This window comes from Piscicoccus intestinalis NBRC 104926, assembly GCF_001515525.1.
In the GTDB taxonomy this organism is placed as follows: Bacteria; Actinomycetota; Actinomycetes; order Actinomycetales; family Dermatophilaceae; genus Kineosphaera; species Kineosphaera intestinalis.
Window position 1 is genome coordinate 1 of the sequence record NZ_BCNQ01000113.1, and the last position, 15434, is coordinate 15434.

General features: G+C 71.0%; 12 protein-coding genes and 2 tRNA genes. 11 read left to right on the forward strand and 3 right to left on the reverse strand.

The genetic code is table 11. The features are described from left to right. On the reverse strand, positions 1-2091 hold a 2091-nt coding region (gene pepN, locus PINTE_RS15840), incomplete at its 3' end, for an aminopeptidase N (protein WP_068432725.1). Positions 2092-2356: 265 nt separating this feature from the next. Between pepN and PINTE_RS15845 the strand changes: the two genes are divergently transcribed. After that, positions 2357-2995 (forward strand): mycothiol-dependent nitroreductase Rv2466c family protein, encoded by a 639-nt coding sequence (locus PINTE_RS15845; RefSeq protein ID WP_068432727.1) that lies wholly within the window; start codon positions 2357-2359, stop codon positions 2993-2995. A gap of 10 nt (positions 2996-3005) precedes the next feature. Next, complete coding sequence (locus PINTE_RS15850; RefSeq protein ID WP_068432729.1) at positions 3006-3467, forward strand: ribose-5-phosphate isomerase; 462 nt, start codon at positions 3006-3008, stop codon at positions 3465-3467. A gap of 95 nt (positions 3468-3562) precedes the next feature. Here the strand turns inward: PINTE_RS15850 and PINTE_RS15855 are convergent. After that, positions 3563-3633, reverse strand: a tRNA-Gly gene (locus PINTE_RS15855). A gap of 322 nt (positions 3634-3955) precedes the next feature. Between PINTE_RS15855 and PINTE_RS15860 the strand changes: the two genes are divergently transcribed. Both PINTE_RS15860 and PINTE_RS15865 read left to right on the forward strand, forming a co-directional pair. Then, the gene (locus PINTE_RS15860) at positions 3956-4324 is read left to right on the forward strand and encodes an STAS domain-containing protein (RefSeq protein WP_068432731.1); all 369 of its coding nucleotides are present in this window, start codon (positions 3956-3958) and stop codon (positions 4322-4324) included. Between the two features lie 304 nt (positions 4325-4628). Beyond that, positions 4629-6929 carry a PAS domain S-box protein gene (locus PINTE_RS15865; RefSeq protein WP_084343680.1) on the forward strand — a complete coding sequence of 767 codons (2301 nt, stop codon included), beginning with the start codon at positions 4629-4631 and terminating at the stop codon, positions 6927-6929. Positions 6930-6976: 47 nt separating this feature from the next. Here PINTE_RS15865 and PINTE_RS15870 read toward each other — a convergent pair whose 3' ends face one another. Next, complete coding sequence (locus PINTE_RS15870; protein WP_084343681.1) at positions 6977-7768, reverse strand: response regulator; 792 nt, start codon at positions 7766-7768, stop codon at positions 6977-6979. Between the two features lie 267 nt (positions 7769-8035). Here PINTE_RS15870 and PINTE_RS15875 point away from each other — a divergent pair, with 267 nt between their 5' ends. The 7 genes from PINTE_RS15875 to PINTE_RS15905 all read left to right on the forward strand — a co-directional run. After that, entirely contained in the window at positions 8036-9277 is a 1242-nt protein-coding gene (locus PINTE_RS15875) for an enoyl-CoA hydratase/isomerase family protein (RefSeq protein ID WP_068432735.1), read from the forward strand. A gap of 73 nt (positions 9278-9350) precedes the next feature. Next, a tRNA-Pro gene (locus PINTE_RS15880) sits at positions 9351-9424 on the forward strand. A gap of 638 nt (positions 9425-10062) precedes the next feature. Further along, the gene (tig, locus tag PINTE_RS15885) at positions 10063-11550 is read left to right on the forward strand and encodes a trigger factor (protein ID WP_084343682.1); all 1488 of its coding nucleotides are present in this window, start codon (positions 10063-10065) and stop codon (positions 11548-11550) included. A 271-nt stretch (positions 11551-11821) separates the two neighbouring features. Further along, positions 11822-12451 (forward strand): ATP-dependent Clp protease proteolytic subunit, encoded by a 630-nt coding sequence (locus PINTE_RS15890; RefSeq protein WP_068432737.1) that lies wholly within the window; start codon positions 11822-11824, stop codon positions 12449-12451. 83 nt (positions 12452-12534) lie between these two features. Continuing rightward, positions 12535-13200: an ATP-dependent Clp protease proteolytic subunit gene (locus PINTE_RS15895; RefSeq protein WP_068432745.1), complete on the forward strand. Its 666-nt coding sequence runs from the start codon at positions 12535-12537 to the stop codon at positions 13198-13200. A 308-nt stretch (positions 13201-13508) separates the two neighbouring features. Beyond that, positions 13509-14789, forward strand: a complete 1281-nt coding sequence (gene clpX, locus PINTE_RS15900; RefSeq protein WP_068432739.1) for an ATP-dependent Clp protease ATP-binding subunit ClpX — start codon at positions 13509-13511, stop codon at positions 14787-14789. 95 nt (positions 14790-14884) lie between these two features. Next, a partial coding sequence (locus tag PINTE_RS15905) for a hypothetical protein (RefSeq protein ID WP_068432741.1) occupies positions 14885-15434 on the forward strand: 550 nt, incomplete at its 3' end.

Below are 15434 nucleotides of genomic sequence, written 5' to 3' on the forward strand. Positions count from 1 at the left end.
GATCGCCAGTCCGGGCAGCTCCCGCGAGCCGTCGAGCAGCCCGGCGACGATGTCGAGGTCGGCCTCGTCGCGGGCCGCGCGCGCGAACGCGGTGACGAACTGCAGCTGCGCGTCACTGCCGGCCTCGGCGGCCAGCGCGAGCTCGCGCAGCCGCCGGGCGACGGTGGCCATGAGGGCGGGGCGGCGGGCCGGGTCGCTGTACAGGCGTGAGGCGGAGTCGACCTGCGAGAGCAATACACGCAACAGTGTGGAGTCGGTCTGGCTCGTCAGGCTGTCGAGTACGAACGGCACGAATTCTGAGGCGGGCAGCTGGGCGTCGCGGGTCATGTCCCACGAGGCGCCGAGCACGAGGGCCCGCGGCAGTGAGTCGGTGAAGCCGCGCGGGTGCGCGCGCACCGCTTCCAGGGAGTGCTCGTCGAGTCGGATCTTTGCGTAGGTGAGGTCGTCGTCGTTGACGAGCAGCAGGTCGGGCACCGGCTCCCCGGCCAGCTGCGGCACCGCGGTGCTCTGGCCGTCGATGTCGACCTCGAGGCGCCGGACGCGCTCGAACCGGCCGTCGCGCACGACGTAGCAGCCGATCGCGAGCCGGTGCGGCCGCAGCGTGGGCAGCTCGGCGGTGGCGCTCTGCTCGATGGCGACGGAGGTGATGACCCCGTCGTCGGCGCGCACCACCGCGCGCAGGGTGTTGACGCCCGCGGTCTGCAGCCAGGCCTGCGACCACGAGGTCATGTCGCGGCCCGAGGCCCGCTCCAGCTCGGCGAGCAGGTCGGCGATCGTCGTGTTGGCCCAGGCGTGCGCGCGGAAGTAGGCGCGCAGCCCCTCCCGGAACGTCTCCCGCCCCACGTAGGCGACGAGCTGCTTGAGCACCGAGGCGCCCTTGGCGTAGGTGATGCCGTCGAAGTTGACCGCGACGTCGTCGAGGTGCCGGATCGGGGCGACGATCGGGTGCGTGCTGGAGAGCTGATCCTGGCGGTAGGCCCAGGTCTTCTCGGCGGTGGCGAAGGTGGTCCAGGCACTCTCCCAGCGGGTGGCCTCGGCCTGGGCGGTCGTGCTGGCCCACTCGGCGAACGACTCGTTGAGCCACAGGTCGTCCCACCAGCGCATCGTCACGAGGTTGCCGAACCACATGTGCGCGAGCTCGTGCAGCACGGTGAGGGCGCGCCGCTCGATGCGCGATTGCGTCTCCTTGGCCCGGAAGACGTACATCTCGTTGAACGTCACCGCGCCGACGTTCTCCATCGCGCCCATGTTGTATTCGGGCGTGAAGATCTGGTCGTACTTGGCGAACGGGTACGGCAGGTCGAACTCGTTCTCGAAGAACGCGAATCCGGTCTTCGTGATGTCGAACAGCTCGTCGGGGTCGAGATAGCGGCGTAGCGACGCGCGGCAGAACAGCCCGAGCGGCACCACGGTGCCGTCGCGGGTGGTCACCTCGTCACGCACCGCCTCGTACGGCCCGGCGATGAGCGCCGTGACGTAACTGGACAGCACCGGGGTGGGCGCGAACCGCCACACGGCGATCTGCTCCGGCTCCCGCGCCCGCTCGTCGTCGGCCCGCACCGGCACCACAGCCTCCCCGGCCGGCTCCGGCTGCGGCGTCGGCTGGCACGAGATGACCTGCCAGCGGGCCGGGGCCGTGACCGTGAACGCGAAGGTCGCCTTGAGATCAGGCTGTTCGAAGACCGGGTACATCCGGCGGGAGTCGGCCACCTCGAACTGGGTGTACAGGTAGACCTCGTCGTCGACGGGGTCGACGAAGCGGTGCAGACCCTCGCCGGTGTTCATGAACCGCCCGGTCGCCTCGATCACCACCTCGTTGTCGGCGGCCAGCTCGGGCAGGTGCACCCGCGCGCCGTCGTAGTGGGTGGCCGGGTCGAGGGACGAACCGTTGAGGGTGATCGAGCGCACCGTCTCTCCGAGGAAGTCGACGAACGTCGAGGCGCCGGGACGGTGGCAGGTGAACCGGATGCGGCTGGTCGTCGGAAACGTCGTGGCGCTCGCCGTGACGTCGAGGCTGACCTCGTATGCGGACACCGTGAGCAGCTCGGCGCGCTCGCGGGCCTCGTCGCGAGTGAGGTTCTCTCCAGGCACCTTCGGTCAACTCCCTCTCGTCGATGACGGACCCGGTCGGATCCGGCGGCGCGGCCGCGGTCGGCCCCCGCTGTGGTCGCCGCGGCGTCGTGTGCCGCGGCGGTGCTGCGTGCTGCCGCATCCTCGCACGGCCCACCGACAAGATCGTGTGACCAGGCCGAATGCCGATGCATCCGACGGTGATCAGCCGCGTCGGGGCGCATCGGCGGACGACAGCCCCAGGCCTGTTCTACCCCTGCCTGGTGAACCTGACACGATGGGCGACATGACAACGAGCAACACCGCCGCGACGCCGACCGTCCGGATGTGGTTCGACCCGGCCTGCCCGTGGGCGTGGATGACGTCCCGTTGGCTCATGGAGGTCGAGCAGGTCCGGGGCATCAGCGTCGACTGGCAGATCATGAGCCTGTCGGTGCTCAACGAGGGGCGCGACCTGCCGGAGGACTACGCGGCGCTCATGCGCAACGCCTGGGGTCCGGTCCGCGTGCTCATCGCGGCCAAGGAGGCCCACGGCGACCAGGTCGTCAAGCCGCTCTACGACGCTCTCGGCACGCGGATCCACCCCGGCGGCCGGTCGCTGCGCGAGCCCGGTCAGGCCGACCAGATCATCGCCGAGGCGCTGGCCGAGGTGGGGCTGCCCGCCGAACTCGCGCAGGCCGCCCACACCGACGAACACGACGAGGCACTGCGCGCCAGCCACTCGGTCGGCATCTCGCTCGTCGGTGACCAGGTCGGCACGCCCATCGTGGCGGTCGACGAGGTCGCCTTCTTCGGCCCCGTCGTCTCGCCCGCGCCCAAGGGTGAACAAGCCGGAAAGCTCTGGGACGGTTGCGTGCTCGTCGCCGGCACCCCGGGCTTCTTCGAGCTCAAGCGCAGCCGCGACGTCGACCCGATCTTCGACTGAGAGACACCCGATGCGAGTACATGTCGGCGCCGACCACGCGGCCTACGAGTTGAAGAACGTGATCGTCGAGTACCTCGGCGAACTCGGCCACGAGGCTGTTGACCACGGCCCCTTCGACTACGACCCGGACGACGACTACCCGCGCTTCGTCATCCCCGCCGCGCAGGCCGCGGGGGCGGAGCCGGAGTCGCTGGGCATCGTGCTCGGCGGGTCCGGCAACGGCGAACAGATCGCGGCGAACAAGGTGCCCGGGGTGCGAGCCGCCCTCGCCTACACGACCGAGACCGCCCAGCTGGCCCGCCAGCACAACAACGCCCAGGTGGTCGCCATCGGTTCGCGGATGACGACCGAGGACGACGCCAAGGCGATCGTCAAGACGTTCCTCCAGACCCCGTGGTCCGACGAGCCGCGCCACGCCCGCCGGATCGAGCTGCTGGCCGCGTTCGAACGCGACGGCCGGCTCCCCGACTGACCGGACCGAGCCGACCCGACCTGGGACGACCCGAACCGACCGGACCGACGAGAACGACGGCCGGAGCCCGCCAAGGGCTCCGGCCGTCGTTGCTGAGCGGGTGACGAGAATCGAACTCGCGTAGCCAGTTTGGAAGACTGGGGCTCTACCATTGAGCTACACCCGCGGGCGCCTCGCCGACTCGGTCGGCGACCACCTGGATCCGGTGAGCGGATCCCAGGCAAGGTTACAGCCCGTCGGCCCGGCCGCCGAATCGCCCGGCCGCCGAATCACGCGAAGTCACCCGCTCACCCAATCGCTGGCCCGCTGCGGAGACGACCCCCCAGAAGGGGGCGTCTATACAGCGTTCCCGGCGCCCGACCGGCGACCTGTCTCGTGTCACCTGCCTAGGCCTGAGGCCTGCGGGTTCGCCCTCTGGGACACCTGTCACTGGTGCGCGCGTGACGAAGGTCGCCACGATATGAGCACCACGGTTCAAGGAGGAGGCAGTGCTCACGACCATCGCGACGGGGACGGATTTCGAGGCCCTGGTGCGGATGCGCGGTGATGCGGCCGTGCTGACCTTCACCGGGACGATGGAGCGCAACAGTCTCGGACGCACGGTTCGGGCGCTCGATGTGGCCTTGCTCGCCGGTCCCCGGCGGGTCATCGCCGATGTCAGCGAGGTGACCCTGACCGAGACCGGAGTCGGCCTGCTCGCCTTGCTCGCCCGGCGTGTGGCGCGCGAAGGCTTGCGATTCGCGGTCGTCACCGACTCCCGAGAGCAGGTCGGTCGGCTGCGCGACACGCGAGTCGGTCCACCGATGGAGATTTACCCAACCGTGTCGATCGCTCTGGGGGCGATCGGCACCTGGTGAGGCGCCGCCCAACGGCGTGTCGGCGCCCACCCACAGACCCCGGCGACCCGCCTCACGCGGGTTCGAGCCGGGGGCGTCCCGTCGGCCGGATCGGCCGGAGCGACTGGTCAACGTCGCCCACCGCACCGTTCGGTCCGGCCGACGGACGCACGTCACTCGCACACAACAGTGTGAGGTTGTCGGCGGCTATCGCAGTTGTCGTGCCCGATGTCGTGCCGCGGCGTAGCGTGGAACCCGAGCCGGGTCGCTCGGAGCCGGTTCCTCGAGCGCCCCTCGAGCAGCCGGGGGCAGGGACGAATCAGCGATGGCACGCACCGGACCGTCGGGTGACCAGACGAGGCGCCCGGCGCGCCTCCCGACTCACATCCGGGATGTGTTCGCGGCGTCCACCGACGGCGTCGCGGTGACCGACGAGTCCGGGGCCATCATCTTCGTCAACTCCAGCCTGGAGGAGATGTCCGGGTACGACCGGCACGAACTCCTCGGCGAGGCCGTCGAGAAGCTCGTTCCGCGCGGCGAGCGGGGGAGTCACGACGCCGAGCACCGGCGCTACCGCCAAGCCCCCATCCCGCGCCTCATGGGCCAGCGCGGCGGGTTGCGCCTGCAGCGCCGCGACGGCTCGATCGCCGACGTGGAGATCGCGCTGGCGCCCATGACGCTCGGCTCGCAGACGCTCACGGTCGCCACGGTGCGCGATCTCAGCCCGCGCCTCGCGCTGGAGTCCGAACGCTCCCTCCTCCTGGAGGTGCTCGGCCTCGTGCCCGACGCGGTCGTCGTCACCGACGCCGCCGCACTGCGGGTGGAGTACGTCAACGACGCGGCGGCGGCCCTCGTGGGGCGACCGGCCACCGACCTGGCCGGCGAGACGAACAGTCCGCTGCGCCCCGAGCTGACGCCCATGCAGCAGCGCGAGCTCGTCGACCAGCTCGCGGGGCAGGAGCCACCGGACCGGTTCGTCGACGCCGTCGTCACCCGCCCGGGTGGTGACCAGGTTCCCGTCGAGTTGCACATCCGGCTCATGAAGAGCGCGGTCGGCAGCCGCCACCTCGTCACGGTCGCCCGCGACCAACGCGATCAGCTGGAGCAGCGCGAGCGCCTGCGCGCGAGTGAGGAGGCCTTCCGCACGGTCTTCGAGCGGGCGCCGACCGGGGCCGCGGTCATCGCCGTCACCGGCGCGGGCAGCCGCGAGATCGTCATGGCCAACCAGGCCCTGGCCGAGATGCTGCACTGCGCAGTGCCCGATCTCATCGGCAGCGACGTCGCCCGGTTCGCGGTTCTCGAGGGCGCCGACGCGAGCGAGGATCTCTTCGCCGAGGTGGTCTCCGGCCAGACCGCGCAGCTCTCGCGGGCCCTGCGGTACCGGCGGGCCGACGGGTCGTTGCTGTGGGCCCAGGTGCGGGCCAACCGGATCGCGCTGCCCGAGAACTCCGGCCCGCTGTTGCTCGCGCACTGGGTCGACATCACCGATCGCGTCGCCCAGCAGTCCCGTCAGGGCCGGCAGGCGGTGCTCGGCGCGTGTGTGGCGCAGGTCGCGACGGCCGTGCTGGCCGACGAGCGACCCGAGGGAGTGCTCAACCGCATCGCCGTCGGGGCGCGCTCGATGCTCGACGGCGTCATCTCCGCGCTCGGGCAAGCCGACCTGGCGGCCGGAATCGTCACCGTCGATGCCGTCGCGAGTGACGGCGCCGTTGAACCCGGCGCGCGGGGGGAGTTTCCGCTCGTCGACCGCGAGATCATCGACCGCCTCCGGCATGAGGAGACGGTCGCGTTGGCGGCCTCGCCGCCGGACCTGGCGGGCGAGGTCGGCCGCGAGGTCGGGCCGCTGGCGGTGGCCCGGTTCGGCGACGACGACAGTCACGTCGGGTACCTGTCGGTGTTCCGGGCCGCCGGGGCCGAGCCGTTCACCGACGAAGAGTGCGCCGACCTCGGGCGGCTCGCGACGCAGGCCCGGCTCGCGCTGCAGCTGGCTCGCGCGCACGCCGACCAGCATCGTCTCGGTCTGCTGGAGGACCGCCAGCGGATCGCCCGGGAACTGCACGACGGGGTGATCCAGAACATCATCGCCCTCGGCATGCAACTCGCCGCGGAGGTCGACAACGATCCCCACTCCGGGCGGGCTCACCGAGACCTCGAACGCCTCGACAGCCTCGAGCAGGTCGTCGGCGAGCTGCGCCGGGTCGTCTTCGAACTGCGCGTGCCGGCGCGGCACGATCTCGGCGCCGCCATCCACGAGCTGGCCCGGGAGGCGGAGCGCGTGCTGGGGCATCCCCCCGACGTCGTCGTGGTCGGCCCCACGGATACGGTGCCTGCCGGCCTCGTCGACGACCTACTCGGCGTGCTGCGCGAGACCCTGTCGAACGTGGCCCGGCACGCGCACGCCTCGCACACCTCGGTCCTGTTGACGATCGACCCGGACGCGGTGACGCTCACGGTCGAGGACGACGGGCGCGGGCTGCCTGCCGCGGCTCGAAGCGGCGGCTACGGGATCTCCAACATCGAGCAGCGCGCGGCCGCCCGCCACGGGCACGCGAGCGTCGAACGCGGCGAGCGAGGCGGCACCCGGGTGACGTGGACCTGTCCCTTGCCGCCGGCCGATCCCGACTGAGCGGCCCACGCGTCCGGAAGTCCGGTGAGGCAGGGACGTCAGGAGAGTCAGGAGCCGGTCTCCCGCTTGACCGCGTAGACCGCCGCCTGCGTGCGCCCGGACAGGCCGAGCTTGGCCAGCAGGTTCGTGACGTGGTTGCGCACCGTCTTCTCGCCGATGCCCAGGCGCTCGCCGATCTGCCCGTTGGTCAGGCCCTCGACGATGAGGTCGAGCACGCGGCGTTCCTGCGGCGTCAGGCTGCGCAACCGGTCGTCGGCGACACGCCCCGACGTCCCCGACGTCCCCGACGTCCCCGACGTCCCGGAGGCGCCGGCGGCGCCCATGGCCCCGGTGGTCCGGCCCCCGCCGCGCCCGGGCTCGGCCCCGTCGATCGCCTCACCGGCGGCCACGCGCCGCACGCTGGTTACCAGTTCCGTGCCGCGGATCTGCTTGAGCACAAAGCCGGATGCGCCGGCGAGCACAGCGGCCATGCGGGCCTGGGCGTCGTCGAAGGTCGTTAGCATGAGCGCGCGGATGCCGGGGTCGCGCGAGCGCACTTGCCGGCACACCTCGACGCCCGAGCCGTCGGGCAGCTGCACGTCGAGGAGCGCCACGTCGGGACGCAGGGCCAGGATCATCCCGACGCCCTGTCGGGCGTTGCCGGCCTCCCCGATCACCTCCAGGTCGCCTTCGCGTTCGAGCAGGTCACGCAGCCCACGACGCAGGAGCTCGTGGTCGTCGAGCAGAAAGACCCGGATCGGGGCGTCCGGTGTGTGTGGGCGGTCGGGGGCAGCGGCGCCCGGCTCCGTCTCCGGGCCGGCTGAGAGGGACTCGTCACCCGCCGGAACGCTGTCGATCATCTGGCATCACCTCGGTGCCGGGAGGCCGTGCACGACGTCCCGCACCACCACAGTGCTACGTCGCGGCCGCTCGCGCGACCGGTTCGGGCCGGTTGCGACCGGTTCCGAGGGGTTCCGAGGGGTTCGGACCGGTTCCGACCGGGACTGACTCGGCCGCGGTCCGAATCCTGGGACACGTGTCACTGGTCGAGTCGGGCCGCCGGGGTGAGGCTTGGGTCACAGCCGAACTACCGAGCAGACCGACAAGACCTGTTCGAGGGGGCAACGATGTCCGTCACGGTCGAAAAGCCGGGTGCGGTCGCGGCCCGTTCCGCGACCCGCCACGACTCACTGCACCAGCACGACCCGCACCGCCAGAACCCACGTCGTCATGACCCGCGCGACCCGCGTCGTCGGGATCATCGCGAGGGCGACGAACCGTACGAGCAGGGCTCGTTCGGCGCCCGGTCGGGCTCCGACGCCCCGCTGCCGCGACCGAGCCTGGAGGAGCGGGTGTCGGTGCTCGACGCGCTGGGCACCATGTCCGAGCCCGTCGCGGTCGTCGATCTCGACGGCATCGAGCGGTTCGACCTCGCGACCACCCAGCAGGCTCTCGACGCCCGCGCCGGCGACCACCGCATCCTCATCGGAGTCCGTTCGGAGCCGCTGCCGTCGAAGTACACCGGGCCGGCCTGGGACCTCGTCGAGGCGATGTCGACGACGATCGTGCCCCGCGGGGACGCCTTGCCGCCCGTGTCCGGCTCGACGCGCTCGGGACTGACCGCCTCCCAGGCGGGCACGATGATCGAGGCCGACGACCCGCACGCGATGGTCACCACGATCGTGCGCAGGATCTCCGGCGCACCGCTGGCCGCCGTCATCACCGACGACCTGCTGCGCCAGAACGCCACCGCTCCGGTCGCGCTCGGCCTCGTCAACGAAGCCGCCGCACTCAACCTGCTGCCCTCTCTCGGTAGCGAACCCGACCCGGGCGGGCGGGTCAGCCTCGAACTCGGGGGCGAGACCGTGCGCGTCGTCGTCAGCCACCCCGAGGGTGCGAATTCGTTCAGCAGCCGCATCTGCCGACAGCTCATCGCTGCCCTGCGCGAGGTCGACCCGCAGGCGCGCATCGAGTTGTGGGTGCCCGCTCCCGACTTCTGCCACGGCGCGCCCCCGCTGAACGCCCGAGTGCCCACGCCGCGGCTCGAGTGGCACGGCACCCGCATGCCTCAGCACCTCGGCGGCGTGTTGCACCACCTACGCGACCGGCTCCTCGTGCGAGTGCACGGCGTCAGCGCCGACGCGGGCATCGAACTGGCCGCCTTCGCGGATCGTCTGCAGGCCACCCCTGACACGCGAATCTCCCTGAGCCACCTGCGCCACGGGCGCATCCCCCAGGCGGGCGGCACCGTCTCGCTGACCCGCCGGATGGGCCGGTGGCGCACGGCGGCCCTGGCGCTGTCCGGCATGGAACTCGACGCCCTGACCGCCCACCGCTGGGGCCTCGTCGACGCCGTCGCGGCCGATTGACCGCGCGCCTCGGCCGGACCGTGGACTGGCGTCCACTGGCGTGGACTGGCTCGGGTTAGGCTGGGGCTCCGCACGGGCTGTGGCGCAGCTTGGTAGCGCGCGTGCTTTGGGAGCACGATGTCGCAGGTTCAAATCCTGTCAGCCCGACGAGCCCTCGTGCACGGAAAACACGTGCACAGGAAAAGGGGTCCGTAGCCGGCCGGCCACGGACCCCTTTCTGTGATCGCGGCGCTGTCCCTGCGCCGCGATCTGCGGACCTCCCTGCGCGCCCAGTCCCCTCGGACACGTTCGGAGTCTCGCTTTCCTCCCACCCGGTGATCGGGGGCCGATGCACAGCCCCTCAGCAATGCATCGACACGTGCTACATCGCCCGTTCTCGGCGATCGTTACCGACTTGAACGCACCTTTGACTTTCCGAGACGGATTCGAGACGTTCACAGGCCTGAAATCCCGGGAGTTCCCGGGGTTTCCGTCGGGGGGGCAGGCCGGGATCGGTGCGGGGAGCGGGCGGAGGCGATCGCGTGGGCGGTCGGAGTCGGTCCGAAGGCCGGCGCATCCTCACGTACCTCATCGGCACGCGTCGGCGCGGTCTGCGCCCGGGGTCATGTGATCTGGCCCGCGCCGGCCCGTCGCGACGGCGAGCTATCTCGGCGGTGCAGGGCGGTGCAGGGCGGTGCACGGCGGTGCACGGCGGGATCTCGGGCCCGAGGAGGGGGCCGACGGGAGACCGCTAGGATGGACCGAGCCATTTTTCCGCCACCAAGACCCATGCTGGAGTGCCTGCAGTGAAGAGTGCCGTCGAGACCCTGTCCCCGACCCGGGTCAAGATGACCGTCGAGGTTCCCTTCGAGGAACTCAAGCCGAGCGTGGACGCCGCGTTCAAGGAGATCGGATCCCAGATCAACGTGCCGGGCTTCCGGCGCGGCAAGGTGCCCAGCCGCATCATCGAGCAGCGCGTCGGCCGCGGCGCGGTGCTGCAGGAGGCCGTGAACCAGGCCCTGCCGGACTTCTACGGCCAGGCGCTGGCGGCCAACGAACTGCGCCCGCTGGGTCAGCCGGAGGTCGACATCACCGAGGTGCCGATCGCCGACGAGGACCAGTTGGTGTTCACCGCCGAGCTCGACGTGCGCCCTGAGATCACGCTGCCCGACTTCGCCGACCTCTCGGTCAGCGTCGACGCCGTCGACGACGCGGCGGTCGACGAGGCCGCCGGTCAGCAGATGGAGGAGCTGCGGCAGCGGTACGGCACCCTCGTCGGGGTCGAGCGGGCCGCCGCCCACGGCGACTTCGTCACCATCGACCTGACCGGCACGATCGGCGGGCAGGAGATCGACGCCGTCCAGGGCATCTCCTACGAGATCGGCGCCGGCAACATGATCGAGGGCCTCGACGAGGCGCTCACCGGGCTCGTCGCGGGCGAGAGCAAGAGCTTCACCGCGCCGCTGGCCGGTGGCGACCGCGCCGGCGAGGACGCCGAGATCAACGTGACGCTGACCGCCGTCAAGGTGCGTGAGCTGCCCGAACTCGACGACGACTTCGCCCAGGAGGCCAGCGAGTTCGAGACCTTCGAGGAGCTGCAGGCCGACGTGCGCGAGCGCGCCCGCCGCGCCAAGTCCGTCGATCAGGGCGTGCAGGCCCGCGACAAGGTGCTCGAGCAGCTGCTGGAGACCCTGGACATCCCGGTGCCCGAGTCGATCGTCGAGGCCGAGGTCAACAACCACCTCTCCGGCGAGGACCGCCTCGAGGACGAGGAGCACCGCGCGGAGGTCGACGAGCAGACCCGCCGCGCCCTGCGCACCCAGCTCCTGCTCGACGCGATCGCCGAGGAGGAGGAGGTCGAGGTCTCCCAGCAGGAGCTCATCGAGTACCTCGTCATGACCGCCCAGCAGTACGGCATGGACCCGAGCACCTTCGCCAAGGCGATGGACGACGGCGACCAGGTCGGCGCGATGGCCGGTGAGGTCGCCCGCAGCAAGGCCCTCGCCGGCGTCCTCGAGCGCGTCACCGTCACCGACACCGACGGCAACCCCGTCGACCTCAAGGAGGTCGTCGAAGTCGACCAGGCCGACCTCGCCGCGCAGGACGACGAGTTCGACGACGACCTCGACCTGGACGACGAGCTGGACGACGAACTCGATGACGACATCGACGACGGCGTCGACGAGGCCGACGTCGTCGAGGCGGAGGTCGTCTCCTCCACGCAGGTGCCCGCCTCCGAGTCGACCGAGACGGCCGACGCGAAGGACGCGAAGGGCGCATCCGACGAGAAGTGACCCGCGCTGCGCGGCGGCGTGATCCGCAGGTGGCCCCGGGCGATTCGTCCGGGGCCATCCGCGTTCCGCCCGGCTGTCCATCGGGGGTGTGAGCAGGCCCGATTCGGACTCCCGGAGGCGGTGCCGGCCCGGCTTGTGCGCTCAGGGCGAACACCCCCCGACCTCGGGATTGCCGGCTCGGGGCCGGGCGTTAGTGTCGATACGTCAGGGGCTGTGCCCCGCCCGCTCCACCGGCCTCCGGCGGGGCGGACAGTGAAGAAACGGAGACAGCGTGAACCACAGCAGTGAGACCGCCGGTCCGATCGTCGCGGCCGACGAGAGGCCCAAGGGCGGACTCGACGACCACATCTACCAGCGCCTGCTGCGGGAGCGGATCATCTTCCTCGGGTCCGACGTGCGCGACGACAACGCCAACGCGATCTGCGCGCAGATGCTGCTCCTCGCGGCCGAAGACCCCGAGCGCGACATCTGGCTCTACATCAACAGCCCCGGCGGTTCGATCTCGGCCGGCATGGCGATCTACGACACGATGAACTGGATCCCGTGCGACGTCGCGACCGTCGCCATGGGCATGGCCGCGTCGATGGGCCAGTTCCTGCTCTCCGCGGGCACCCGCGGCAAGCGCTACGCCACCCCGCACGCGCGCATCCTCATGCACCAGCCGCTCGGCGGCATCGGCGGCACCGCCACCGACATCAAGATCCAGGCCGAGCAGATGCTGTTCATCAAGAACCAGATGGCCGAGCTGATCGCCGAGCACACCGGCCAGAGCGTCGAGCAGATCACCCGCGACTCCGACCGCGACCGCTGGTTCAGCGCCCAGGAGGCCATGGAGTACGGCTTCGTCGACCACGTCTACACCCACGCCGGGCAGACGCCGGGCAAGGGCGGCACCGAATGACCTGGGTGACCGGCTCGCCCCGACCGAACGGGCCGACGCCGCCGTTCACCTCGCCGTACGCCGACCGCACGCTTGGAGTCACCATGAGCAGCAGTTCCCAGGGCCGCATCCTCACCCCTGGCATGACCAAGAACCCGTCCAACCGCTACATCCTGCCGCAGTTCGAGGAGAAGACCTCGTACGGCATGAAGCGCACCGACCCCTACACGAAGATGTTCGAAGACCGGATCATCTTCCTGGGGTCGCAGGTCGACGACGCGTCGGCCGACGACATCATCGCCCAGCTCATCGTGCTGGAGAGCCAGGATCCCGACCGCGACATCCTGCTCTACATCAACTCCCCGGGCGGCTCGTTCACGGCGATGACCGCGATCTACGACACGATGCAGTTCGTGCGCCCCGACGTGCAGACGTTCGTCATCGGGCAGGCCGCCTCGGCGGCCGCGGTGCTGCTCGCCGCGGGCGCCAAGGGCAAGCGGTTCGCGCTGCCGAACAGCCGGGTGCTCATCCACCAGCCGGCCCTCGGCGGGTCCGACTACGGCCAGGCCAGCGACATCGAGATCCAGGCCAACGAGGTCTTCCGCATGCGCACCTGGCTGGAGGAGACGCTGGCCGCGCACTCCGGGCGCACCCCCGAGCAGGTGAACGAAGACATCGAGCGCGACAAGTTCCTCTCCGCCGAGCAGGCCAAGGAGTACGGCCTCATCGACGACGTGCTCACCAGCCGCAAGGCCTCCCTGCAGGGCTGAGCCGGTCGCCCGGACGTGCTGCATCAACGACGGCGCTTATGCCCCAACGGATTCCGGTCGTGCCGGGTCCGTCGGGGCGTGCGCGCCGCACGTTTACCCCGCGGTGGCCGCCCGCGCAGGCTTGTCCGCCCTCAGCGGACAGGGCTCGTCGTGGCTGGCGCGCCGCGGTTCAATGACAGGGCGCGTGTCGCCCACCAGGTAGCGTCACGGCGTGCGGGTCGGTCGGCAGTGCGGCACCCGCCTCCCTCGTCGGTCCCGACCGCACATCGCACAGGTCCGCTCGTCGGCGGACGGGAAGGAGTCGTCACGTGGCACGCATCGGAGACGGCGGCGACCTGCTGAAGTGCTCCTTCTGCGGCAAGAGCCAGAAGCAGGTCAAGAAGCTCATTGCCGGGCCGGGCGTGTACATCTGCGACGAGTGCATCGACCTGTGCAACGAGATCATCGAGGAGGAGCTCGCGGAGGCCTCCGAGCTCGGGCTCGACGAGCTGCCCAAGCCGCGGGAGATCTTCGACTTCCTCGAGCAGTACGTCATCGGGCAGGAGCCGGCCAAGCGCTCGCTCGCCGTGGCGGTCTACAACCACTACAAGCGCATCCAGGCCGGTGAGGGCCCGCGCAAGGGCTCCGAGCAGGTCGACATCGCCAAGAGCAACATCCTGCTCATCGGCCCGACGGGCTGCGGCAAGACGTACCTCGCGCAGACGCTCGCGCGCATGCTCAACGTGCCGTTCGCGATCGCCGACGCCACCGCGCTCACGGAGGCCGGGTACGTCGGTGAAGACGTCGAGAACATCCTGCTCAAGCTCATCCAGGCCGCCGACTACGACGTCAAGAAGGCCGAGACGGGCATCATCTACATCGACGAGGTCGACAAGATCGCCCGCAAGAGCGAGAACCCGTCGATCACCCGCGACGTCTCCGGCGAGGGCGTGCAGCAGGCGCTGCTGAAGATCCTCGAGGGCACCACCGCCTCCGTGCCCCCGCAGGGCGGCCGCAAGCACCCCCACCAGGAGTTCATCCAGATCGACACGACGAACGTGCTGTTCATCGTCGGTGGGGCGTTCGCGGGGCTGGAGAAGATCATCGAGGCGCGCGCCGGCCAGGCCGGGCTCGGCTTCGGGGCGCGACTGCACCAGCCCAAGGAGCCCGCGGAGTACTACGGCGACGTCATGCCCGAGGACCTCATGAAGTTCGGGCTCATCCCCGAGTTCATCGGGCGTCTGCCGGTCATCACCACCGTCTCCCCGCTCGACCGCGACGCGCTCGTGCAGATCCTCGTCGAGCCGCGCAACGCGCTCGTCAAGCAGTACAAGCGCATGTTCGAGATCGACGGGGTCGACCTGGAGTTCACCGACGACGCCGTGGAGGCGGTCGCCGAGCAAGCGCTCATGCGCGGCACCGGCGCCCGCGGGCTGCGCGCGATCATGGAGGAGGTGCTCCTGCCGGTCATGTTCGACGTGCCCAGCGAAGACGACATCGCCACCGTCGTCGTCACCCGCGACGTCGTGCTCGACAATGTCAACCCGACGATCGTGCGGCGCGACGCCCCGACCCGGCGCAAGCGCACCGACCGCAAGGAATCGGCCTGAGTCTCAGGCTGATCCACGGCCTGCTACCGCGTCGGGGTCGGCGCGCGTGACACAGCGGCGGCGCCCGGGCGGGCGTCGCCGGCGGGGGAGGACCGATGAGTGCCGCCGGGGTCTTCCGGCTGGGAGCCGGTGAGGTCGGCCCGCTGCAACAGAGCCGGGTCAGTTGCGGGGCCGCCTGCCTGACGGTCTCGCGGATGATGATCGACCCGGGGCTGACGGCGTGGATCACCCGCGGCGTGCGCGGGCCCGGCCAGCCCGTCGACGACCGGCCCCCGAACCAGCGATTCGCCGAGCACGAGCGGCTCGTGCTCGCCCGCACGAACGCGCCCCGGCCCCGCGGCGCCGGCTGGCAGCTGCCCTGGCCCAGCGCGCTGGGCACCCCGCCGTGGGGCGCGCTGGGCGAGTTGGAACACGGCGCCGCCGCGCCCGGCACCCACTACCGGATCGGCCTCCTGCGGGGGCTGCACGGCCCGGCGCTGCGAGCCAGCCTCGAGCACGTGCTCGCGTGCCTGCAGCCCGGGGCGCCGGCCCTGCTCTACGTCGGCAACGCGACGATGCCCCGGCACGTGACGCTGCTCTACCTGCACGACACCGACCCCGAGCCCGACCTGTACGACCCCGGCACCGGCCGCGCCGCGCCGGTGC

Coding starts and splice junctions, on each gene's coding strand:
- PINTE_RS15845 (WP_068432727.1), top strand. CDS start 2,357: ATGACAACGAGCAACACCGCCGCGACGCCGACCGTCCGGATGTGGTTC.
- PINTE_RS15895 (WP_068432745.1), top strand. CDS start 12,535: ATGAGCAGCAGTTCCCAGGGCCGCATCCTCACCCCTGGCATGACCAAG.
- PINTE_RS15850 (WP_068432729.1), top strand. CDS start 3,006: ATGCGAGTACATGTCGGCGCCGACCACGCGGCCTACGAGTTGAAGAAC.
- PINTE_RS15870 (WP_084343681.1), bottom strand. CDS start 7,768: ATGATCGACAGCGTTCCGGCGGGTGACGAGTCCCTCTCAGCCGGCCCG.
- PINTE_RS15865 (WP_084343680.1), top strand. CDS start 4,629: ATGGCACGCACCGGACCGTCGGGTGACCAGACGAGGCGCCCGGCGCGC.
- PINTE_RS15875 (WP_068432735.1), top strand. CDS start 8,036: ATGTCCGTCACGGTCGAAAAGCCGGGTGCGGTCGCGGCCCGTTCCGCG.